The following is a 23279-nucleotide window of genomic DNA, read 5'->3' on the forward strand; positions in this document are numbered from 1 at the left end:
TATCGGACTGCATAACAGTTGGGGTTTGTTTGAGCGGGTGCCGTGTGTTTCTTCTCCCCGCCGGGGAGAGGTCCGCGGCAGCGGGATGAGGGGGCAAGCTCTCCGAAATCCGGCAACGTGCCCCCTCATCCGACCCTTCGGGCAACCTTCTCCCCGACGGGGAGAAGAAATGGGCCGCACCTTCAGGTGATCAAGAATGGGTGGAAGTAACAGCCTCACGCGCCTGCCCGCAACGCAAAAAGCGGCGTATCCTGCCCGTCCAGGAGGGCCGCGATCTCTTCCGCCGCAACCGGTTTCGAGAACAGGTAACCCTGCAATTCATCGCAGCCGCACAGATGCAGGATCGCCGCCTGTTCTTCGGTTTCCACGCCTTCGGCAGTGACCGGAATATCGAGCGACTTTGCGAGCGCCACGGTGGCCTGGAGCATTTCCAGTGATTTGCCCCCCTGCTCGAGCGCCATGACGAGCGACCGGTCGATCTTCATGCGGTCGAAACCGAAGCGGCGGAGATATCCGACGCTCGCAAAGCCCGCACCAAAATCGTCGAGCGCAATGTGCAGGCCGAGCTGCTTCAGCTTTTCGATGGCTGCGCTCGCACGTTCCGGATGCTGAATGAAGTAGCCTTCCGTCATTTCGAGCCGCAGCCTTTCGGGTGGTGTTTGGGTCTCCTCGAGAATATCCGCCACATGCCTTGAAAAAGCAGGATTGCGGAACTGGACGGGAGAAATATTCACCGACAATTTGATGGACGGCCATTGCCTTGCCGTCTCGCAGGCCTTGTGCAGGACGAGAAGGCCCAGCCGGTCTATCAGACCGCTGCTTTCGGCGGCAGCGATGAAGATATCGGGCGGCACAAAGCCGTGACCAGGTCGCTGCCAGCGGGCAAGCGCCTCTACCCCGGTTATGTGGCGTGTGGCAGCATTCACGACAGGCTGATAGACGACCTTGATCTCGTCGTTGAGGATTGCGGCGCGAAGATCGGCCTCGAGCTGCAGTTTCTCCTCACGCAGCGCATCCATCTTCAACTCATAGGAAACATAACGGCCCCGCCCGCTCTCCTTGGCCTGATACATGGCCATGTCCGCGCGCCGCAGCAACTCTTCGCCGTTGATATCTCCGGCGCGGGAGATCGACGTTCCAATGCTGCAGCCGATGCTTGCCACACGGTCCCCGATGCTGAAGGGTTCCGTGAACAGTTCGAGAAGCGCCAGACACAGTTTGCGGCCCTCGGTCCAGACATCGGTGCCCTGGATGGCGATTGCGAATTCGTCACCGCCGAGCCGCGCGAGAACGGCCCCTTCCGGCACCAGCACCTTCAGCGCCGCCGCCACGCCCTTGATCAGCCGATCGCCGGCGGCATGACCGTAGGCGTCGTTGATTTCCTTGAAACCATCGAGATCGAGATAAAGCAGCTTGATATCGGTCCTGTCCTGGCGGGCCTTACCCACCATGCGGTTCACCCGCGCAAAGAGGCCCGCACGGTTTTCGAGCCCGCTCAACCGATCGCGCAGCGCCTCTTCCCGCGCCGCTGCTTCATCGGCCTTCAGCCGATCGAGCGTGGCCGAACCGATGAGAAGAAGCACGAGAAAGAATGTGCCCGCGATGCCAAGCGCCGTAAACACGACTGGCCGCGCCTCATGAAAACTGACGTCTCCCGGGAGATGTGAGCGCCAGACGAGATTCGCCAGTACCTGCCCCATGGGATTGACGATATCGACGTGATTGGCGGTAGGTTCCTCTCCGTACCTGAGTTCCAGCCCCTCGATCACGTAGTTTCGAGCAAGCTTGTCCACCGTAGCCTGTTTGAGATGACGGGCGAAAATCAGATAACGACGCTCCGACACCACCGATGGCAATGTCCCCGACTTCAACCGTATGAGAGCGACCCCGGCTGCGGCGATACCGTCCTGGGTTTTGACGAAGCCCGTCATCTGTGCGTTCATGCCGGCAGGCATGATCCGGGCAGCCGCTATCATCTCCGTCAGCCCACCGGAGAAATATGTATCATAGGTCCACGCCACCGGCTTACCGTTCTGGTAGGCCATGCGAGCCCTGCCACCCTCGTCGATGACGATGGCTGTATCGAAAAGATCGTTATTGACGGTCGCGTCACCATAATTGCTCGACACCCAGTCGTAGCGATCGGCCGCATAAATATTGTCGGCGGCATCGTCCCAGGCGGCGTAGTCGTTCAGGGTTGCGCCAAGTTGCTCACGAAATGTCACGAGAGCGCCCGCCGTCGTCTCACGGGAACGGGCATTATCGAGCAGATTTGTCTTCTCCCGGACCTGACTGAGGGCGGAGAGAACGAGCGCAGTGACGATGAGAAGCACGAGCGCGAAAGTGGACAGCACAACGCCGACCGCAGTTCTGCGGCCGACAGGCAGATAATCCCCAATATTGCGCGGCGCAATGCGCATAAAGCCCCCTTCGAAAGCATCATTTTGCGAAGGAAACATTCAAAAGCCGTTAAACCACGCCGCCGCGCGAACCCAAAAAACAAAGGGTACGAACCCGTACTACGGCGGGAAACGTGAAAAACCATTCCGCCAAATGCATCGGTTTTTTTCATGGAAACCTGTTTTCCGCTGGCATTAAACAAAAAACCTCCCCCGCGAACGGGAGAGGCTAACAAACGGTCAGAATCGAAGTTTCTTACCAGGACGGGATGACCGTGCCGTTATATTTTTCCAGGATGAAAGCCTTCACTTCCGGGCTCTGGTAGGATTCGACCAACGTTTTTACCCAAGGCTTGTCCTTATCCTGTGCACGAACAGCGATGACATTCGCATAAGGAGACTTTTCGCTTTCGATGGCGATGGAATCTTTTTTCGGGTTTAGGCCGGCAGCCGTGGCGTAGTTGGTGTTGATGACCGAAGCGTCAGTATCGTCAAGCGAGCGCGGCAGCTGGGCAGCGTCGAGCTCAACGATCTGAATGTTCTTCGGGTTTTCGGTGATGTCGGCAGGGGTGACCTTCAGGCCGGCTTCTTCCTTGACCTTGATAACACCCTTGGAAGCAAGAACCAAAAGGGCGCGGCCGCCATTGGTCGGATCGTTCGGAATACCGACCGTCGCGCCATCCTTCAGCTCGTCAAGGCTCTTCACCTTCTTCGAATAAACGCCCATCGGAGTGGTGATGGTGGTGCCGACGCTGACGAGATCGAATTTGCGGTCAGCGATCTGGTTGTCGAGGTAAGGCTGGTGCTGGAAGGAGTTCGCCTGCAGCTCGCCGTCGTTCAGCGCCTGGTTCGGCACGACATAATCGGAGAATTCGACGATATCGATGTCGAGGCCCTTGGCGGCGGCAATCTTCTTCACCTGCTCCATGATCTGCGCGTGTTCAGCGGGGGTGACGCCGATCTTGATCGTCTCCGCCAGCGCCTGACCAGCGGTGAAGAGAGCGGCGAGCGAGGCCGCGAGGATGAGTTTCTTCATGGGTGTCTCCTTGGGTTGTTATTATAAAGGCTGTTAATTCTTGCGTGTGCGCTTGTCGAAGCTGCGGGCCAACCGGTCGCCGGCGCTCTGCACCAGCTGCACCAGCACGATCAGCACCAGAACCACGGCCAACATCACGTCTGGCATGAAGCGCTGGTAACCGTAGCGGATGCCGAGATCGCCCAGCCCGCCGCCGCCGACCGCGCCAACCATGGCCGAATAACCGATGAGGCTGACCAGCGTCAGCGTGAGCGCGAGCGTGATGCCGGGCTTGGCCTCAGCCAGCAGCACCTTGGTGACGATCTGCAACGGGGTCGCGCCCATGGCGCGGGCGGCCTCGATCAGCCCCTTGTCCACCTCGCGGATCGCCGCTTCGACCAGCCTCGCGATGAAGGGCACGGTCGCAACCGTCAGCGGCACGATGGCGGCACTGGTGCCGATCGACGTGCCGGCCACCAGCCGGGTGAAGGGAATGATCGCCACGACAAGAATGATGAAGGGCGTGGAGCGCGCCGCGTTGACGATGAGGCCGAGGATGCGGTTGGTCATGGGCGCTGGAAACAGTTCGCCCTTGCCGCTGGTGGCGAGGAAAACGCCCATTGGCACGCCAATGAGGGAGCCAACAATGCCGGCGACAGCGACCATATGCAGGGTTTGCAGCAGGCCCTTCAGCAAAAGGTTGAAGATCATATCAGGCGACATAACCGAGCACCTCCGTGTGAAGACCGGTTTCAGCATAAAAACGATCGGCGCGCGCTGTAACCTCAGCCGAGGCCGGATAGGAGACGACGAGCGAACCGAAGGGCTCGCCGGAGATTTCCTCGATGGTGCCGGCGAGGATGTTCACATCAGGGCCGATTTCGGCAACGAGGCGGGCGGTCAACGGCTGGAAGGCTGTCTCGCCGAAGAATACCAGACGAACCAGAACCCGATCTCCTTCCGTGGCTTCAGGCTTCAGCCCTGAGGTGACCCAGTGCGGCAGCTTCACGCCGACAGACGACGATAGCAGGCTGCGGGTCGTCTCGTGTTTCGGGGCGGTGAAGATATCGAAGGTGGTGCCTTCCTCGACGATCAGGCCCCTGTCGATGACGGCCACCTGCGACGCGATGGTCTTCACCACCTCCATCTCGTGCGTGATGAGCAGCACGGTCAGACCGAGTTCGGCATTGATGCGCTTCAGCAACTCGAGAATGGACTGCGTCGTTTCCGGGTCGAGCGCGGAGGTCGCCTCGTCGGAAAGGAGCAGCTTCGGCTGGGTGGCGAGCGCACGAGCAATGCCGACACGCTGCTTCTGGCCGCCGGAGAGTTCCGCCGGATACCGTTTCGCCTTGTCCGAAAGCCCGACAAGATCAAGCAGCGGCGCGACACGGGTTTCAATCTCCTTCTTACCCAGGCCGGCGATTTCGAGCGGCAGGGCCACATTATCGAAAGCGGTTCGCGAGGAGAGAAGGTTGAAATGCTGGAAGATCATGCCGACGGAACGGCGCAGCGTGCGCAGGCTCTTTTCGTCGAGCGCCGCGACATCCACGCCGTCGACGACCACGCGGCCGGTCGAAGGCTTCTCAAGACCGTTGGCGAGGCGAATGAGCGTGGATTTGCCCGCGCCCGAGCGGCCGATGATGCCGGTGATGGAGCCTTTGGGCACGGCGTAATCGATACCGGCAAGGGCCGCGAAGCCGGGCTTGCCGTCGGCGCCGCCAAAGGTCTTGGTCACGCCTTCAAACGTAACCATCGGCTCCTTTGCCGCCCCTTCCGGGACCGCTTGCTTTTGGCGCACGGTAGATGCCGTGCTGGGTGGGAAAGTCATTGTGAACTCTGGGAATGCGTGACGGATCGGGTCTCAAAAAATCCTGTTGCGGTGCTGAACCGCTCTCTTCATGCAGCCTTGCGGCACATTCGATGACAGCTGATTTTCCGGGTCATTTCGTCAGGCTTTCACTCAGAAATGCCGGGGATCGGCAATTCGATGACGCATACTTGCCCGCACACGCCACCTTTTAACAGGGATGTTTTTTCAATTATCTGAAAAGAGAGGAAAAATCTACCGCAAAGCCGAGTAGGCGGCCCTGCGGCAGTCTGGAGCGCTTTTTGCGTTCTTCGAAGCGCAAAAACGCTCCAGCTCTTTGTGTGCCACATTTCCGGACGGAAAACCGGATTCCACTTTCCTGGAAATGCTTTAGCTTTCGCGATTGGGAGAAATCAGACGCGGCTGACGAATTCTTCGACTGGACGGCGCACCTTCTTCAGGTTCACCAGCCAGTCGCCTTCCGGCTGGCGGTAGCCGAGCGGCAGGATGGTGACGGAGCGCAGGCCCTTTTCACGGAGGCCGAGGATTTCATCGAGCTTCGCCGGGTCGAAGCCTTCCATCGGGGTGGAGTCCACGCCCTCAAAGGCGGCCTGCGCCACGGCCATGCCAAAGCCGATATAGGCCTGACGGGCGGCATGTTCGAAATTCACCTGCTCGTCGCGCTGCGGATAGGTGTTAAGCAGCATCTGGCGATAGGCTTCCCAGCCTTCATTCTTGATGCCGCGTTCCTCGTTGACCAGATCGAACATGTGGTTGATCCGCTCTTCGGTGTAATTATCCCACGCCGCAAACACCAGCAGATGCGAACCGTCGGTCACCTGCGCCTGGTTCCAGGCGATCTCGCGGATCTTGGCGCGCACGTCCGCATCGGTGACGACGATGACTTCAAATGGCTGAAGACCGCTGGAGGTGGGCGCCAGCCGCGCCGCCTCGACAATACGCTCGACCTTGTCTTCAGACACAGCCTTGGAAGGATCCATTTTCTTGGTGGCGTAACGCCAGTTGAGTTTTTCGATAAGCATCTTCGTTTTCCCTGGGAGGACCAGCCCACATCGCCCCTTGACGGCGAGATGAGCGCTACGCATCGCAGCCCGTCTCACATAGGGGGCGAGACGGCGGGCGCAAGCGGGCACTCAGGCGTTATCGAAAAAAAGTTTGGAAAGCTGACAATAAGAGGTCAGAACTTTTTTTAATCGAGCCTCTTCTCATCGGCTAACGAAGACGAGCACCGCCTCACACCTTGCCTGTTTCCCAGCCCAGCATTGCCCGTTTGCGTGTCAGGCCCCAGTGGTATCCCGTCAGCGCCCCGCTTTTACCGACAGCGCGATGACAGGGAACGACGAAAGACACCGGGTTGGCGCCAACCGCCGCGCCGACGGCCCGGGAGGCGGTTGGTTGGCCGATATCGCAAGCGATATGGGAATAGGTGACGGCGCGACCCATCGGTATTTTCAGCAGGCTTTCCCACACGCGCACCTGAAAATCCGTGCCGAGCAGCACCACGCGCAACGGCCGATCCGCCGACCAGAGCGATGGCTCGAAAATACGGGCTGCATAGGGGGCGGTCGCTTCACGATCCTCGACATAACGCGCATTCGGCCAGCGGCCCGCCATATCTTCAAAACAGGCGCGCTCTTCCCCCGGATCGGCAAATGCACAGCCGGCAAGCCCGCGGTCGGTCACCATAACAAGGGCAAGACCGAACGGCGACGTATGAAACCCATAGCGGATCGTCAGACCGCCGCCTTTTGCCTTCCATTCGCCCGGCGACATCGCTTCATGCGTGACAAACAGATCGTGGAGGCGTCCGGGGCCGGACATTCCGACCTCGATGGACGTTTCCAGCAGCGGCAGATCTTCCTCACGCAGCAGTCTCTTGGCGTGATCGAGCGTGACCGCCTGCAAGAACGCCTTGGGCGAAAGGCCGGCCCAACGGGTAAAGGTCTTCTGCAACTGCGTCGGTGACTGACCGAGCCGTGCGGCAATGGCATCGAGGGAAGGTTGCTCGCGATAATCCAGCGTCAAAAGCTCAATGACCCCGCGCACCGTTTCATAATCGGAGCCAATGGGGGTAATGTCTTCGTTCAGCGAAATGTTGGCGTTCATCGCATGTCTCCTAACGCTTTATAGAAAACCATCAAAGCGTATCGGCCTCCACCCGTTTCTTGCGCCATCCTGCAATTACCGTCGTACCTCCGCATTGTCGACCGCCTGTGCATCCTGATCGACCCGTTTAAAAACCCGATGGAATAAAAATTCCATCGAAGGTAAAGTGCCCGCAATTTTACGTGTCGCAAAGGGAAAACAATGACGGCAAGCGAGGCGCCAGATTCGGTGAAGGCTTTCGAGGAGCGATTGCTCCAGGTTGCGGAGGGCCTTCCGAAACGATTGCGGCAATGTGCCGACTATGTCGCCTCCAATCAGGACCGCATCGCTGTCTCCACCGTTGCCGAAATGGCCGAGGGGGCCGGCGTGCAGCCGTCAGCCTTCATGCGCTTCTGCCAGATCCTCGGTTTTTCCGGCTTTTCAGAAATGCAGCGGCTCTTCCGTGATTCCTATGTTGGTGGCTGGCCGGATTATGCCACCCGGCTCGATCACCTGCGCGAAAAGGGCGACGAGAGTGCTTCCGGTCTGCTGGCGGAATTCGTGGAGGCTGGCCGTTCTTCGCTCGAAATGCTGCTGAAATCGGTGGATACGCGGCAACTGGATGAGGCGGTTTCAGCGCTTGCCAAGGCACGCACCGTTCACATTATCGGTTTGCGGCGCTCGTTTCCCATCGCCAGCTATCTGGCATACGCCTTCGAGAAGATGAAGGTGCCGGCGGTGCTGCACAGCGCGGTCGGCGGGCTAGGCAACGTCAGCGCCATCTCACAGGACGACGCGCTGATAGCGATCACCTTCTCTCCCTATTCCACCGAAACGCTGGAATTGGCTGAAAACGCCCGCTCCAATGGCATTCCGGTTGTCGCGCTTTCCGATTCCGCCGTTAACCCACTCCGAAAATCCGGTGCGACCCTGCTAACCGTCACCGAGATCGATTTCGGGGCGTTCCGCTCGCTTTCGGCCACTCTCTGTCTGGCCATCACGCTGGCGGTCGCTGTAGGCGCACGCAAAACCGCCTGAATATTTTTATTGAAAACGGTAAAAATAGAATTTATGATCCAAATTTATGAAACGGGCATTCCACGACCGTCCTTTCCGTAACGGCATCCGCGAGCAGAGGAGGCTCGCCGACGCGGAAGGGCGACAGCTGGCGGCACTCTGACCAGAACTGCCCGCACCATGAGGTACACTGCGTCAAAGCGCGGTGCTAAGGAGGAACCTTTTGAAAAAACTTGATCTTATCACGATCGGGCGCTCGTCTGTTGACCTTTACGGTTCGCAGGTCGGTGGCCGTCTGGAGGACATGGCCTCCTTTGCCAAATATATTGGCGGCTCTCCCACCAACATCGCAGCCGGTGCTGCGCGGCTTGGCCTTAACAGCGCCGTCATTACCCGTGTCGGCGACGAGCACATGGGTCGCTTCATCCGCGAACAGCTGGTGCGCGAAGGCGTGGACGTGCGTGGCGTGAAAACCGACCCGGAGCGCCTGACGGCGCTGGTGCTGCTCGGCATTCGTGACCAGAACCAGTTTCCGCTGATTTTCTATCGTGAGAACTGTGCCGACATGGCGCTGAGCGAAGACGATATCGATCCCGCCTTTATTGCCGAGGCGGCCTGCGTCTGCGCCACCGGCACACATCTGTCGCATCCGAAGACGGAAGCTGCGGTGCTGAAGGCGCTGAAACTCGCCCGCGAAAATGGTGCAAAGACCGCGCTTGATATCGATTACCGCCCCAATCTCTGGGGTGTGGCCGGCCATGGCGATGGCGAAAGCCGTTTCGTGGAATCGCAGAAGGTCACCGCCAAGCTGCAATCCACCCTGCATCTCTTCGATCTGATCGTCGGCACGGAAGAGGAGTTCCACATTGCCGGCGGCTCGACAGATACGCTGACCGCACTGAATGCCGTCCGCAAGGTTTCGAATGCCACGCTGGTGTGCAAGCGCGGCCCGATGGGTGCTTCGGTCTTCACCGGCGACATTCCCGCAAGCCTCGATGATGGCGAGACGGGCGAAGGTTTCCCGATCGAGGTATTCAATGTTCTGGGTGCTGGTGACGGCTTCATGGCCGGACTGTTCCGCGGCTGGCTGCGCGGCGAAGACTGGCCGACAACACTGAAATACGCCAATGCCTGCGGCGCCTTCGCCGTCTCCCGGCATGGCTGCACGCCTGCCTATCCAAGCTGGGAAGAGCTGCAATATTTCTTTAAGGCCGGCATTCGCAACAAGGCGCTGCGCAAGGACGAAGCGCTCGAGCAGGTGCACTGGTCTACCAACCGCAAGGGCGACTGGGAGACCATGCGCGTCTTCGCCTTCGACCATCGCATGCAGCTGGAAGCGATCGCCGACGAGCTTGGCGTCAAGCACGAGCAGATCGGCGCTTTCAAGAAGCTTTGCCTCCAGGCTGCGCAAAAAGTTTCCGGTGGCGAGCCGGGTTACGGCATTCTCTGCGACGGACGCCTTGGACGTGACGCGTTGTTTGCGGCCAGCGGCTCCGGTCTCTGGATCGGCCGTCCGGTAGAATGGCCGGGCTCGCGCCCGCTGACGCTGGAACCCGATCTCGGCAAGGATTTTGGCGGGCTCTCCGAATGGCCGCTTGAAAATGTCGTTAAGGTTCTGTGTTTCTATCACCCTGACGACACCGAGGAGATGCGCGCCGCGCAGGAAGAAACCGTTATACGGCTGTTCGAAGCGGCGCGTCGAAACCGGCTGGAAATGCTGCTGGAGGTCATTCCCTCCAAGGTCGGCCCGACCGACGATCTCACCGCCGCCCGCATCATCGAGCGCTTTTACGAGATCGGCGTTTACCCCGACTGGTGGAAGCTGGAGCCGATGAAAACCACGGCGGCGTGGAAGAATGCCTGCGACGCCGTGCATCGCAATGACCCTTATGTGCGGGGCATCGTCGTGCTTGGTCTCGACGCACCGCAGAGTGAACTGGAAGAAAGCTTCCGCCTTGCGGCTGGCTTCGATCTGGTCAAAGGTTTCGCGGTTGGCCGGACGATTTTTGCCGACGCCGCCCGCGGCTGGCTTTCCGGCAAGATGACCGACGAGGAAGCGGTCAAGGATATGGCGCAGCGCTATACCAGCCTGTGCCGTATCTGGGATGAGGCGCGCGCCAAAAAGGGAGAGGCAGCGTGAAGACAATCAGATTGACGGCTGCGCAAGCCATGGTTCGTTACCTGGCAGCACAGATCAATGAACACGGCGAAACCTATATTGCCGGCATGTGGGCTATTTTCGGCCATGGCAATGTCGCCGGGATCGGCGAAGCGCTCTATGGCATCAGGGACGAGCTGCCGACCTATCGCGGCCAGAACGAGCAATCCATGGCCCATGCGGCCATTGCCTACTCCAAGCAGCTGCGCCGCCGCCGCGCCATGGCGGTCACCTCCTCCATCGGCCCCGGTGCGGCAAACATGGTAACGGCGGCCGCGCTTGCGCATGTCAACCGCCTGCCCGTTCTTCTCATCCCCGGTGATGTCTTCGCCAATCGTGGGCCGGACCCCGTGCTGCAACAGCTGGAAGATTTCGGCGACGGCACGATGACGGTGAATGATTGCTTCCGCCCGGTTAGCCGCTATTTCGACCGCATCATGCGGCCGGAGCAGTTGCTGACCGCCCTTCCCCGCGCCATGCGCACCATGACGGACCCTGCCGATTGCGGCCCGGTAACGCTCGCCTTCTGCCAGGATGTACAGGCGGAAGCCTATGACTATCCCGAAAGCTTCTTCGAAAAGCGGGTCTGGCGCCAGCGCCGCCCCGAACCCGACGTGGTGGAATTCGAAGAGGCCGTCGCAGCGCTGAAGGCCGCGAAGAACCCCATCATCGTTGCTGGTGGCGGCGTTCATTTCGCCGGCGCATCGGATACGCTGAAGCGCTTTGCGGAAACACATTCCATCCCCGTCGTTGAAACACAGGCCGGCAAGTCGGCGCTCGCCTGGGATCACGATCTGAATTTCGGCCCGGTCGGAGTGACCGGTGCGGAAAGCGCCAATATCATCAGCGAAAAGGCCGATCTGGTCTTTGGTGTCGGCACCCGTTTTCAGGATTTTACCACCGGCTCCTGGGCGCTGTTCAAGAACCCGAACCGCAAAATCCTGGCGCTCAATGTACAGCCCTATGACAGCGCCAAGCACGATGCAATCAGCCTGACGGCGGATGCCAAAATCGGGCTTGAAAAGCTCTCCGCAGCCCTCGGCAGCCACCGTTTTGCGGCGCCGGACGCGAGCCTCAAGGCAGCATGGTTCGAAAAGGCCGATGCCGATACGGCGGCGCCGAGCGAGGAGCACGCAAACAGCCTGCCCACCGACATGCAGGTCATCGGCGCGGTGCAGCGCCAGTCGCGCGACAATACCGTCGTCATGTGTGCGGCAGGCACCATGCCGGGCGAGTTGCACCAGCTGTGGAAATCCAAGCTGCCGCTTTCCTATCACATGGAATACGGCTTCTCCTGCATGGGTTACGAGGTGGCCGGCGGCCTCGGCATCAAGATGGCGGAACCAGACCGCGACGTGATCGTCATGGTCGGCGACGGCTCCTATATGATGATGAATTCCGAGCTTGCGACATCGGTCGCCATGGGCGTGAAGATCACGCTCGTCATGACCGACAACAGGGGTTACGGCTGTATCAACCGCCTGCAGATGGCCACCGGCGGCGCGCAGTTCAACAACCTCTACGCCCACAGCAACGTCAATCCTATCGCTATCGATTTTGCCGCGCACGCGGCATCGATGGGCGCGGATGCGCGCAAAGTATCGACGATATCAGAGCTGGAGGATGCGCTGGCAGCGGCCCGCGCTTCGACCCGCACCACCGTCATCGTTATCGATACCGACCCCTACCCGACACCGCAGGCCGGTGGCCACTGGTGGGACGTCGCCGTTCCCGAGACATCGGAGCGCCCGGAAGTGACCGATGCGCGCGCCCGTTATGAAAACGCCCTGAAAGAAAGAAGTTAAGATGATCCGTTACGGCACCAACCCCATCGCCTGGTCCAATGACGACGACCGCACGCTGGGCGCCCATATCAGCCTGGAGCAATGCCTTGATGAAACCGCCAAGATCGGTTTCGACGGCATCGAAAAGGGGCACAAATTCCCGACCGACCCGGAAGGCCTGAAGGGCGTGCTTTCGCCGCGCGGCCTCTCCTTCGTCTCGGGCTGGCACTCGCTGAACCTTCTGACCGACGATATCGAATCTGAAAAGAAAGCAATGCAGCCGGCGCTTGACCTGCTGAAGGCCATGGGCTCGAAGGTCATCATTGTCTGTGAAACCTCCAACGCCATTCACGGCGATGACGGCAAGGCGCTGGTCGACCGTCCGCGCCTTGCGGCCGAAGACTGGGCAAAGTTTGGCGCCGGTGTCGAGGCACTGGCCGCCTTTGCCGCAGAACAGGGCATCACCCTCGTTTATCACCACCACATGGGAACGGTGGTCGAGAGCGAAGAGGAAATCGATCTCCTGATGAAGCATACCGGTCCGAAGACGCATCTGCTGCTCGATACCGGCCATTGCCTCTTCGGCGGCGGCGATCCTGTTCGCGTCGCGCAGAAATACATGGGCCGTGTCGGCCATATCCATGCCAAGAACGTGCGCCCGATCATTGCCGATCAGGTTCGCAACGAGCGGCTCTCCTTCCTCGAAGGCGTTCGCCGCGGCGTGTTCACCGTTCCCGGCGACAGCGAAGGCGGCGTGAATTTCCCACCGGTGCTGAAGGTGGCGGCCGAGCATGGTTATAGCGGCTGGCTGGTGATCGAGGCCGAGCAGGACCCTGACGTGCGCAACCCATTCGAATATCAGAGCCTCGGGCTGACATCGCTGAAGGCGTTCGCGCGGGAAGTGGGGCTGGATAAGGCTGAGGCTGCTTGAGCTGAACCGATAACGGGCGGCATACCCCGCCCGTCATGCCGGCCTTGAGCCGGTATCCAGCCAGCCCAAGTCCTTGGGCTGAAAAGAGTTGTCCCCGCCGCGCGGACGCGCGTCGGCCTTCCCCCCGGCTCAAGGCCGGGGTGACGAGACGGCAAGAACCGACGAACGACTGACCAAAAAGGAACGCCACCATGACCTCACTTCTGCGCAAGCCGGTCGCGACCAGCGGCAAGGTGCACGATATCACGCCCCAAAGCGCGGATTGGGGTTATGTCGGTTTCGGCCTCTACCGACTGAAGCCGGGCGAGACGGCAGCGGAAAGCACCGGCGACACGGAAGTCATCCTCGTATTGGTCGAAGGCAAGGCGACGATTTCCGCAGGCGGTAAGGATTTCGGTGAACTCGGCGACCGCATGAATGTGTTCGAGCGCAAGCCCCCGCATTGCATTTATGTTCCCGCCGGTTCCGAATGGTCGCTGACCGCCACGACCGATTGCACCGTCGGCGTCTGCACCGCACCCGGCGAAAAGGGCAGCCGCGAGGCGCAGCAGATCGGGCCTGACGGTGTGCAGCTGACGGAGCGCGGCAAGGGCGCCAATACGCGCTACATCTTCCCAATCGCCATGGAAGAGCGCGATGTGGCCGACAGCCTGCTGGTCACGGAAGTCTTCACGCCCTCGGGTAACTGGTCTTCCTATCCGCCGCACCGTCATGACGAGGATAACTACCCCAACATGACCTATCTGGAAGAGACTTATTACCACCGCCTCAACCCGGCGCAGGGTTTCGGTTTCCAGCGCGTCTTCACCGAAGACGGCTCGCTGGACGAGACCATGGCAGTATCGGATGGCGATGTCGTACTGGTGCCCAAGGGCCATCACCCCTGCGGCGCGCCCTATGGCTACGAGATGTATTATCTGAACGTGATGGCGGGGCCGATGCGCAAATGGCGCTTCAAGAACCACCCGGATCATGACTGGATTTTCAAGCGCGATAATCCCTGAAGCATTCAATCATCACATCTCTGGGAGGAGAATACCATGGCCGCTCTTGGCGTGGGCCTTATTGGCACCGGTTACATGGGCAAGTGCCACGCGCTGGCGTGGAATAACGTCACGAGCGTCTTCGGCGATGTGGAACGCCCCCGCCTGGTGACGCTTGCGGAGGTCAATCCGGAGCTCGCGGCGAAGAAGGCCGCCGAATTTGGTTTCGTCCGCTCGACAGGCAACTGGCGCGACCTGCTGGCCGATCCCGAAATCGACGTGATCTCGGTCACCACGCCCAACGCCTTCCATCCGGAGATGGCGATTGCCGCGCTTGAGGCCGGCAAGCATGTCTGGTGCGAAAAACCGATGGCGCCTGCCTTTGCCGATGCGGTGAAGATGCGCGATGCGGCCCGCCGATCCGGCAAGGCAGCGGCGATGGGTTACAACTATATCCAGAACCCCGTCATCCGCCACATCCGCCGCCTGATCGACGAAGGCGCTATCGGCAACGTCTATCACGTCCGCGCCGAAATGGACGAGGACTTCATGGCCGATGCGACCCAGCCCTTCTACTGGAAGAGCGAGGCGTCCTCCGGTTATGGCGCGCTGGACGATTTTGCCGTCCACCCGCTGTCGCTGCTTTACGCCCTGTTCGGCCACGCGCAAAGCGCCATCACCGATATGGTAAAGCCCTATGAGACCCGCCCGCTTGCCGGCGGCGGCGAGCGCGCCGTTGAGACACATGATCTTGCCAGCGTTCTCCTGAAACTTGAAGGCGGCATTTCCGCCGTGCTCATTGCCAACCGTTCCGCCTGGGGCCGCAAGGGCCGCATCGCCATCCAGATTTATGGCTCTACCGGCTCGATCCTGTTCGATCAGGAACGGATGAACGAATTTCAGCTTTACACTACCGACGGACGCCCGGAAGAACAGGGGTTCCGAACCATCCTCACTGCCCCTCACCACAAGCCCTACGACCGTTTCATTCCCGCCCCCGGCCACGGCCTCGGCTTCAACGACCTGAAGGTGATCGAATGCCGGGAGCTGATCGCGGCGATCGAGGGCGAGAAGGCCCATATCATCGATTTCGAGGAAGGGCTGAAGATCGAGCGCAGCATTCACGCCATGGCACGATCCTTCGCCGAAGGGCGCTGGGTGGGCGCCGCCGAGATCGCGGAATAGTTTCGGGCGCTCGCCGTCGCGACCGCCATGCTGGGAACAGCTCCTATCTAGCAGGACGTGCCGGTCAGAGACACCGGTGCGCGGCCGCCGCGCACCGCCCAGCTCAAAGCGGAAACAGGCTGGTGAGCGGCATGTGGGTTTTGACAATGGGGGATTTCAGCACCACGAAGCTGAAATATTTGTCGATACCGACATCCATATCGGTCAGCCGCTCCATGATCGACTGGTACTCGACAATGCCTGACGTCACGAATTTCAGCAGATAGTCGTAGCCGCCGGAAACCAGGTGGCATTCGATGACCTGGTCGATCTTTTCCACGACGCCGAGGAAGCGGGCGAAATCGATCTGCCGATGATTCTTCAACGTGATTTCCGTAAACACCGTCAGCGTCTGGCCGAGCTTGTTCACGTTGATCTGTGCGGAATACCCACCGATATAGCCCTCCGCCTGCAGCTTTTTGACCCGCATCAGGCAGGGGCTTGGAGAGAGGTTGACGAGCTCCGCCAGCTCCACATTGGTGATACGACCGTTCTTCTGCAACTCGTAGAGAATCTTGATGTCGATTCGGTCAAGCTTCATCATCTGCGGAACCCCTTAATGTCTTTTATCGATGCAGCATAAAATTCTGGCACCTTTGAAGAAATCTTACCACATGGCCAACATCTGTCGACGTGGAGTTATTTTTTTGGTGCAGCATAAAGAGTTGCAGAAACGCTTCCGAACGGCAGGAGATTCCGATGAGAGGCGCAGTCTGGCAGCGTTTACACGTCAGGTGCGGTAAATTGGGACCAACAGAAGGAGTTCGACCATGCCCGCGCCGCTGCAACAGATAACGACCTCGCCGGAACTGCCCAACTCCGCGGATGCCGTCATTATCGGTGGCGGCATCGTCGGTGTCTTTGCAGCCTATTATCTCGCACGGCGGGGACTGAAGGTCGCTCTGGTGGAAAAAGGCCTCATCGGCGGGGAGCAATCCAGCCGCAACTGGGGTTGGTGCCGCCAACAGAACCGCGATGCGCGTGAATTGCCGATCTCGACCAGAAGCCTCGCGCTGTGGGAGGAATTTGGCAAAGAAAGCGGCGAGAATACGGGCTTCCGTCGCTGCGGGCTGTTTTACCTGAGCGACAATGAGGCAGAGCTTGCCGGTTGGGCACGCTGGCGCGACTTTGCAATCACAGCCGGGGTCACCACCCATATGTTGAGCGCCGATGAGGCGAGCGAACGCGGCCGTACCACCGGCAAGCGATGGAAGGGCGGCGTGTTTTCACCAACCGACGGCACGGCCGATCCGTCCATGGCGGCACCATCTGTGGCACGCGCCATCATCAAACTGGGCGGGACGGTGCACCAGAACTGCGCAGCACGTGGGCTGGAAACCGAAGGCGGCCGCGTCAGCGCCGTCGTCACAGAACGAGGTACGATCCGCACCAGGACGGCCATCATGTCCGGCGGTGCCTGGGCCTCATCCTTCTGCCGTCAACTCGGCATCCGCTTTCCGCAAGCGTCAGTACGTTCGTCCATTCTCGCCGTCACGCCTGGAGCGGAAGGCCTGCCGGATGCTCTTCACACCGCGGCCGTCTCCGTTACAAAAAGAAGCAATGGCGGCTACACGCTCGCCATAAGCGGGCTTGGTCGCATCGACCCCACAGCCCAGCAGATGAGATTTTCCCGCGAGTTCGTTCCGATGTTCGTCAAACGTTGGAAAAGCCTGCGCCCTGGCGGCCTGGAAGGCGTTCGTGGCGGCCACGAAACCTTGCGACGCTGGCGTCTGGATGCACCAACCCCAATGGAGCGTGTGCGCATCCTCGATCCCAAACCCAATGCAGCCGCTATCAAGGAGACACATGAAAGGGCTCTCAAGCTTCTGCCAGCCCTCAAAAATACCCGGATTGCCGCCGCATGGGCGGGTTTCATCGACAGCACACCGGACGGTGTGCCGGCGATTGGCGAAACGACGGAGTTGCCGGGCTTGATCCTCGCCGCAGGCTTCAGCGGCCACGGCTTCGGCATCGGCCCGGGCGCGGGCCATCTCATCGCCGATATCGTGACGGGATCGAACCCGATCGTCGATCCAACGCCCTATCAACCCAGCCGCTTCCTCAACTCATCCTGGGGCAAGGTTGCGGACTTCTAGAGCGAAAAGGCCGGAAGCAGCACTACCCGCAGGTCCTTGCGCCTGTGGGTGGCATTGTCCACCGCATCTATATCCATCAATCAACTTTTCGGCAGGCCGGGCGGATTGGTCCGCGATTCCGGAAGAGCCTCTTCCGAAAGCTGCCAGCGATCCAGAATCTTTTTGTAGGCGCCGCTCTTGATCAGATCGTTTGTGGCGAGCGTCAGCGCATCGGCCAATCCGGAACCCTTGCGGGTGGTGATAGCAACATCGGACCGTTCCGGCCAGCCGGCAGAGAGCGTTCCGACGCGCTTGATGGTCTTGTCGCGGGCGGCAATGAAAACCAGCTGTGCGTGCGGCTGGACGATAACGTCTGCGCGCCCTGCGGAAAGCGCCACGAGCCGCGTGGCCTCGTCGTCATAATATTGCAGCTCTATCGGCTTCAATCCGGCGGCGACATTCTCATCGCTCCATTTCAGCAGGATGCGCTCCTGATTGGTGCCCGCGCCGACGATGATCCTCAAGCCTGCGGCATCCTTGGGCTCATTAATGGCCCCTATGCCGCTGTCGGACTTGACGAAGAAGCCATGCAGGCCCTGCCGGTAAGTGGAGAAATCGAACTTCTCCTTACGCTGCTCCGTCACACCTACATTCGAGATAACGGCGTCATATTTGCCGGAAGCCAACCCCAGTGGCCAATCCGCCCAGGCGACGGGCACCAGCTCCAGTTCAAGGCCGAGGCTATCTGCCACGGCGAGGGCGTAATCGGGGTCTGCTCCGACCACGGTCTTCGCATCCGTCGCGTAGGTGGCGAGCGGCGGTCCGCCCGGTGACACCGCGACGGTAATTTTTCCTGGCGTGACGAACTTATAGTCCTTCGGCAGCGCGGCGATGGCGCCGGCATCCTTTTCAACCCTGATACGGCCCGGCTGATCGGGAGAGAGATCGAAAACATCGGTTGCCGACGCAGGTCCGAAGCCACCGGTGGAATAAATGGCGGCAAGCATTGCCGCGACAAGGCGAGAGGTGAACGTCATTGTGGTTCCCGATTAAACGCTTGCGGGACGGAGATAGCGCGGGCGGGAGGATGCCCGCGCTACCGGCTGAGTGATGTCCCACTTTCAGCTCAGCATTTGGCAACTCAGCTTTCGGCCACCCAGCGTTTGGCAACCCAGCTTTTCGGCAAACTTGCGCTTCAGCTCTTTGGCAGGCCGGGCGGGTTGGTGCGGGATTCCCTGATGGCTTCCGAGCCGAGATTCCAGCGGGCAAGGACCTTGCCGTAGTTGCCGTTCTTGATCTGGGCGTTCAGTGCCGCGGTGATAGCTTCGGCAATGCCAGCGTCCTTTTTGGAGGCGACTGCGATTTCTGCAGCTTCCGGCCATCCGCCGGAGAAGGTGCCGACGAGTTTGGTTTTCTTCTGGCTTGCTGCCTGGAAGGCGGAAGTCGCATTGGGTCCGAGATAGGCGTCCGCGCGGCCCGACTGCAGGGCGACATCGAGTACCGCCTGATCGTCGTAATATTGCACCTCCGTGTCGGCGAGTCCCTTGGCCTTGTTGTCCTTGATCCATTTTAGCAGGATCTGCTCCTGATTGGTGGCGGCGCCGACGATGACCTTCAAGCCCGCCACATCCTCCGGCTTGCCGATCGATGTCACCTTGCTGCCGTTGCCGACGTAAAAGCCAAGCAAGTCATTGCGGTAGCTGGAGAAATCGAACTTTTCCTTGCGCGCTTCAGTCACCGTGATGTTCGAGGCCACGGCGTCGTATTTCCCGGATGCCAGCCCGAGCGGCCAATCCGCCCAGGCAATCGGAACAAGCTGCAGCTCAAGCCCGAGACTATCTGCGACCAGCTGGGCGATATCCGGCTCCACACCGATAGGCGTCTTGGTGTCACTCGCATAATCCACAAGCGGCAGACGGAAGGGGACGGTCGCAACCGTCAGCTTTCCATCAGCGACAAATTTGTGGCCGGCAGGCAGAAGTTTGGTCGCCTCTTCTACCTTTTCGGCCCGTACTCGGCCCTTCTGCTCAGGCGACAGGTCTACCTCCTGCGCATTGGCGACCGGGACGAGGGAAGCGGTGGCGGTGAAAAGACCTGCCGCGAACAGCGACAATAGTTTCGATGAAAATGCCATGTGAGTGTTTCCCTGGTTTTTGATTAGAGAACTTTCGCGAGGAACGCGGCAGTGCGCGGATGGTCCGGCTTATTGAAAACCTTCTCCGGCGTGCCGATTTCGAGGATGCGACCCCGTTCCATGAAGACGACCCTGTCGGAGACCTCCCGGGCAAAGCCGATTTCATGGGTGACGATGATGAGCGTTACGCCGGAGCGCGACAGCTCCTTGATGACATCAAGCACCTCGTTCACGAGCTCAGGATCGAGCGCGGATGTCGGTTCATCAAAGAGCAGCACCTTTGGTCGCAGGGCGAGCGCGCGGGCAATGGCCACACGCTGCTGCTGCCCGCCCGAAAGCTGGCGGGGATATGCGCCTGCCTTTTCAGCCAGACCCACGCGGGCGAGAAGATCGCGCGCCTCGGCCTCGGCCTGTTCTTTAGAAATGCCGCGAACTGCGACCGGCGCTTCAACGATGTTTTCAAGTGCGGTGAGATGGGGGAAGAGGTTGAAGCTCTGGAACACCATGCCCACCTCGACGCGGCGTTTCAAAATGTCCTTTTCTTTCAGCTCGTAAAGCGTGTCGCCTTTCTGCCGATAACCGACCAGCTCACCATCGATCGCGATGAAGCCATCATCGACCCGCTCCAGATGGTTGATCGAGCGCAGCAGCGTCGACTTACCCGAACCAGACTGGCCGAGGATCGTGGTGACACTACCGGCGGGAATGGAAAGGCTGACATCGTCAAGTACCTTCAGCGTGCCGAAAGATTTGGAAACGCCGTGGATGCTGACCGAGCCGCCGCGGTTGCCAGGATGGAAATGGGCAGCGCGTACCGGCACCGTCTGCTCAGTCTTCGCAACAGCGGGCTCCGCCGCATCAGGTGCCGTCTTGCGCGGCAGGAAGGTGCGAACGATCGTGGCGAAGGGTGATGGCGGCGGATTGCGCAGCGCCCCGCGTGAGAAATGCCGCTCGATATGGTGCTGGACAATGGAAAGCGCCGTCAGGATCACCAGGTACCAGACGGTGGCGACCATCAAGAGCGGTATCACTTCCAGATTTCGCCGGTAGATGATCTGGATCGTGTAGAACAGCTCCGGCATGGCGAGGATATAGACCTGCGACGTGCCCTTGGCGAGGCCGATGATGTCGTTGAAGGCCGTGGGCAGTATCGAGCGCATGGCCTGCGGCAGAACAATCCGGGACGCCTGTCGGCGGCGGGGAAGGCCCAGTGCGGCGGCGGCTTCGAGCTGTCCCTGATCGACCGACAGGATGCCGCCACGCACAATTTCCGAGGCAAAGGCGGCCTGATTGAGGGTAAGACCAAGGACCGCGGCCGCAAAAGGCGTCATCAGCTGCGTGGTGTTCCAGCTGAAGAAATTGATACCGGTATAGGGCACGCCGATCGTGACAGTCTCGTAGAGATAACCGAGATTGTTAAGGATCAGTAGAAGCACGATCAGTGGGATCGACCGGAAAATCCAGATATAGGTCCAGGAAACGGCTACCAGCAATGGTGAACGGGAAACGCGGGCAAGCGCCAGCAACGTTCCGAGCAGGAAACCAAACAGAGCGCCAAGAGCAGTCAGCAGCAATGTCCGGCCGAGCCCGACCAAAACCGGCTCAGCAAAGAACCATTCGGCGAACACGTTCCAGCCCCAGCGCGGATTGCCAAAAACAGAATGCAGGACGGCCGCGATGACAAGAACAGAGAAAACTGTGCCCACCGTCCGTAGCGGGTAACGCGCCGGCACGATGCGGAAATGGGAATAGCCGCTTTTGGCCAACCCGCTCTCGACAGGAGGGGCCTTCGGGTCGTTCAACCCAACATGCGGAAAATCAGAAGCTATGGTCATCAGAACGGGCCTTTCACGGATGGGCCGGAGAAAGTTGCGTCTGGCCCCCCAATAGCGGCGTTCGATCCAGAACTGTGCCGGACAGCCATTTTTCGAAGGGCAGCGATTTGATCGTCTCGGGATCGGCGGTCGTGTCGAATAGAGCCCGATAGCCGTTGGTAAGGTAGAGACCCACCGCCTCCGGCTGGCGGAACCCGGTTGTCAGGTAGACGCGGGCATAACCCTGCCGCGCCGCCTGCTCTTCAAGTTCCCGCAAAACGAGTTTCGCGAGCCCCTGTCGGCGATAAGCGGAATGGGTCCAGACACGTTTGAATTCTGCGGTTTCATCGTCGTGACGCATGAAGGCACCACCGGCGATCGGCTTGCCATCCCGCAGGAGCAGCAGGAAATTCCCCGAAGGCGGGCTGAAGGCCTCCGGCGGATATTTGTTCAGTTCCGCCTTGGCGCCTTCCGCGTTGAAAAAGGTGCCGTAACGGCTGTCGTATTCGAACAGCAACTCCTCCAGAAGTGGGGTTGCGAGCGGATCTTTGACCGAGGTGTAGAGAAAACTGTCGCTCATGTCCTTATCCTCAATTTTGCATCAGGAGAGGTATGCTTCGGCCAGGCGCACCCAGAAGCGCGCGGCCGGCGCGATGACCGCGTCATTGAAATCGTAGTGAGGGCTGTGCAACGGTGCGCTTTCGCCATTGCCGACGAAGAGGTAGGAACCCGGCCGCTCCTGCAGCATGAAGGCGAAATCCTCGCTCGCTGTGCGCGGCTGGAACGTTTCGGCAGTCTGCGCGGACGGGAAATGCCTTCTGGCGACCTCACGGGCGAAGACCGTCTCCTGGGCGTGATTGATGACCGGCGGGAAACCACGGGAGTATGAGACATCAGCCCTTGCGCCGAAACTTTCCGCCTGCGCTCTGGCCAGCGCCGGAAGACGCTCCTCCAGCCTGTCGCGCACGGCGGGCGAAAAAGCCCGGGCGGTGATCTGCAGCTCGACACTCTCGGGAATGACGTTGGAGGCGGTTCCGCCATGGATGGAGCCGACCGTCAGCACCGCCATCTCGCGCGGATCGACATTGCGCGAAACGATGCTTTGCAGGGCGGTAATGAAGCTTGCCGAGGCAAGAACCGGATCGACCGTCTCATGAGGCGACGCTCCATGCCCGCCCCTGCCGATGATCTGCACCTTTGCCTTGTCGACGGAGGCCATCGCAGGACCTTCGACGAAGCCGAACTGCCCGGTTTCCACACCAGGCCAATTGTGCAGGCCAAAGACGGCATCGACGGGAAAGCGCTCGAACAGCCGATCCTTGATCATCGCCCTTGCTCCGGCTCCGATCTCTTCGGCAGGCTGGAAGATCAGGGTCAAAGTCCCTGAGAAATTCGATGTTTCGGCAAGATAGCGAGCGGCAGCAAGCAAGATCGTCGTATGGCCATCGTGGCCGCAGGCGTGCATGATGCCAGGTGTTCCACTGGCATAGGCAAGGCCGGTCTCTTCATGGATCGGCAACGCATCGATATCGGCGCGGATGCCGAGGCGTTTTTCACCATGGCCACGTCTGAGCGTGGCGACGACGCCATGGCCGCCGACACCTTCCGTCACCTCATATCCGAAAGACAGGAGATAACGGGCGATGAGCGCCGCCGTGCGCGTCTCCGTCAGCGAAAGCTCCGGGTGCCGGTGAAGATCGTGCCGGATGGCGATGCTTTCCTCGATGAAGGCAAGGATTCCCCGTTCGGCGTCGTCCTGCGGACGCGCGCCGTCAATGCGGATATTCATGGTTCTGTCTCCTGCGCAGCGTTTTTTTCGCCGCGCCTTGAAA

The 23279-nt window shown here is 60.1% G+C and carries 19 protein-coding genes; 7 read left to right on the plus strand and 12 right to left on the minus strand.

Annotated features, from left to right (window positions below; translation table 11 throughout):
• Positions 1–215: 215 nt before the first annotated feature.
• From FS804_RS10965 to FS804_RS10990, 6 genes are all read right to left on the minus strand, one after another.
• Positions 216–2459 (minus strand): bifunctional diguanylate cyclase/phosphodiesterase, encoded by a 2244-nt coding sequence (locus tag FS804_RS10965; RefSeq protein ID WP_186376768.1) that lies wholly within the window; start codon positions 2457–2459, stop codon positions 216–218.
• Positions 2460–2655: 196 nt separating this feature from the next.
• Positions 2656–3435, minus strand: coding sequence for a MetQ/NlpA family ABC transporter substrate-binding protein (locus FS804_RS10970; protein ID WP_063950482.1), 780 nt, complete (start codon positions 3433–3435; stop codon positions 2656–2658).
• A gap of 33 nt (positions 3436–3468) precedes the next feature.
• On the minus strand, positions 3469–4137 hold the full coding sequence (locus tag FS804_RS10975; protein WP_144576613.1) for a methionine ABC transporter permease: 669 nt from the start codon (positions 4135–4137) through the stop codon (positions 3469–3471).
• Complete coding sequence (locus tag FS804_RS10980) at positions 4127–5167, minus strand: methionine ABC transporter ATP-binding protein (RefSeq protein WP_144576614.1); 1041 nt, start codon at positions 5165–5167, stop codon at positions 4127–4129. Before FS804_RS10980 ends, FS804_RS10975 begins: the two co-directional genes overlap by 11 nt.
• Before the next feature lie 467 nt (positions 5168–5634).
• On the minus strand, positions 5635–6264 hold the full coding sequence (locus FS804_RS10985; protein ID WP_144576615.1) for an NAD(P)H-dependent oxidoreductase: 630 nt from the start codon (positions 6262–6264) through the stop codon (positions 5635–5637).
• Positions 6265–6475: 211 nt separating this feature from the next.
• The gene (locus tag FS804_RS10990) at positions 6476–7348 is read right to left on the minus strand and encodes a bifunctional helix-turn-helix domain-containing protein/methylated-DNA--[protein]-cysteine S-methyltransferase (RefSeq protein WP_063950478.1); all 873 of its coding nucleotides are present in this window, start codon (positions 7346–7348) and stop codon (positions 6476–6478) included.
• A 201-nt stretch (positions 7349–7549) separates the two neighbouring features.
• Between FS804_RS10990 and FS804_RS10995 the strand changes: the two genes are divergently transcribed.
• From FS804_RS10995 to FS804_RS11020, 6 genes are all read left to right on the plus strand, one after another.
• Positions 7550–8365 carry a MurR/RpiR family transcriptional regulator gene (locus FS804_RS10995; RefSeq protein WP_144576616.1) on the plus strand — a complete coding sequence of 272 codons (816 nt, stop codon included), beginning with the start codon at positions 7550–7552 and terminating at the stop codon, positions 8363–8365.
• A gap of 202 nt (positions 8366–8567) precedes the next feature.
• Positions 8568–10484 carry a 5-dehydro-2-deoxygluconokinase gene (gene iolC / locus FS804_RS11000; protein WP_144576617.1) on the plus strand — a complete coding sequence of 639 codons (1917 nt, stop codon included), beginning with the start codon at positions 8568–8570 and terminating at the stop codon, positions 10482–10484.
• The gene (iolD, locus tag FS804_RS11005) at positions 10481–12307 is read left to right on the plus strand and encodes a 3D-(3,5/4)-trihydroxycyclohexane-1,2-dione acylhydrolase (decyclizing) (protein ID WP_144576618.1); all 1827 of its coding nucleotides are present in this window, start codon (positions 10481–10483) and stop codon (positions 12305–12307) included. The genes iolC and iolD overlap by 4 nt, the downstream gene beginning before the upstream one ends.
• A gap of 1 nt (position 12308) precedes the next feature.
• Positions 12309–13217: a myo-inosose-2 dehydratase gene (gene iolE, locus FS804_RS11010; protein WP_144576619.1), complete on the plus strand. Its 909-nt coding sequence runs from the start codon at positions 12309–12311 to the stop codon at positions 13215–13217.
• Positions 13218–13408: 191 nt separating this feature from the next.
• The gene (gene iolB, locus FS804_RS11015; protein WP_144576620.1) at positions 13409–14221 is read left to right on the plus strand and encodes a 5-deoxy-glucuronate isomerase; all 813 of its coding nucleotides are present in this window, start codon (positions 13409–13411) and stop codon (positions 14219–14221) included.
• 36 nt (positions 14222–14257) lie between these two features.
• On the plus strand, positions 14258–15385 hold the full coding sequence (locus tag FS804_RS11020) for a Gfo/Idh/MocA family protein (protein WP_144576621.1): 1128 nt from the start codon (positions 14258–14260) through the stop codon (positions 15383–15385).
• 103 nt (positions 15386–15488) lie between these two features.
• On the opposite strand, the gene FS804_RS11025 is transcribed toward FS804_RS11020, so the two are convergent.
• The gene (locus FS804_RS11025) at positions 15489–15965 is read right to left on the minus strand and encodes an Lrp/AsnC family transcriptional regulator (protein ID WP_063950531.1); all 477 of its coding nucleotides are present in this window, start codon (positions 15963–15965) and stop codon (positions 15489–15491) included.
• Positions 15966–16194: 229 nt separating this feature from the next.
• Between FS804_RS11025 and FS804_RS11030 the strand changes: the two genes are divergently transcribed.
• Positions 16195–17520 (plus strand): FAD-binding oxidoreductase, encoded by a 1326-nt coding sequence (locus tag FS804_RS11030; protein WP_144576622.1) that lies wholly within the window; start codon positions 16195–16197, stop codon positions 17518–17520.
• A gap of 80 nt (positions 17521–17600) precedes the next feature.
• On the opposite strand, the gene FS804_RS11035 is transcribed toward FS804_RS11030, so the two are convergent.
• The 5 genes from FS804_RS11035 to FS804_RS11055 form a co-directional block, all read right to left on the minus strand.
• Positions 17601–18536, minus strand: a complete 936-nt coding sequence (locus FS804_RS11035; protein ID WP_144576623.1) for an ABC transporter substrate-binding protein — start codon at positions 18534–18536, stop codon at positions 17601–17603.
• A gap of 158 nt (positions 18537–18694) precedes the next feature.
• Complete coding sequence (locus FS804_RS11040; RefSeq protein WP_144576624.1) at positions 18695–19633, minus strand: ABC transporter substrate-binding protein; 939 nt, start codon at positions 19631–19633, stop codon at positions 18695–18697.
• Between the two features lie 23 nt (positions 19634–19656).
• Complete coding sequence (locus FS804_RS25420; RefSeq protein WP_144576625.1) at positions 19657–21468, minus strand: amino acid ABC transporter permease/ATP-binding protein; 1812 nt, start codon at positions 21466–21468, stop codon at positions 19657–19659.
• Between the two features lie 13 nt (positions 21469–21481).
• Positions 21482–22027, minus strand: a complete 546-nt coding sequence (locus FS804_RS11050) for a GNAT family N-acetyltransferase (protein ID WP_144576626.1) — start codon at positions 22025–22027, stop codon at positions 21482–21484.
• A 21-nt stretch (positions 22028–22048) separates the two neighbouring features.
• On the minus strand, positions 22049–23236 hold the full coding sequence (locus FS804_RS11055) for a M20 aminoacylase family protein (protein ID WP_144576627.1): 1188 nt from the start codon (positions 23234–23236) through the stop codon (positions 22049–22051).
• Positions 23237–23279 lie beyond the last annotated feature (43 nt).

Source organism: Agrobacterium sp. DE0009, assembly GCF_007680755.1.
Classification (GTDB): domain Bacteria; phylum Pseudomonadota; class Alphaproteobacteria; order Rhizobiales; family Rhizobiaceae; genus Agrobacterium; species Agrobacterium tumefaciens_B.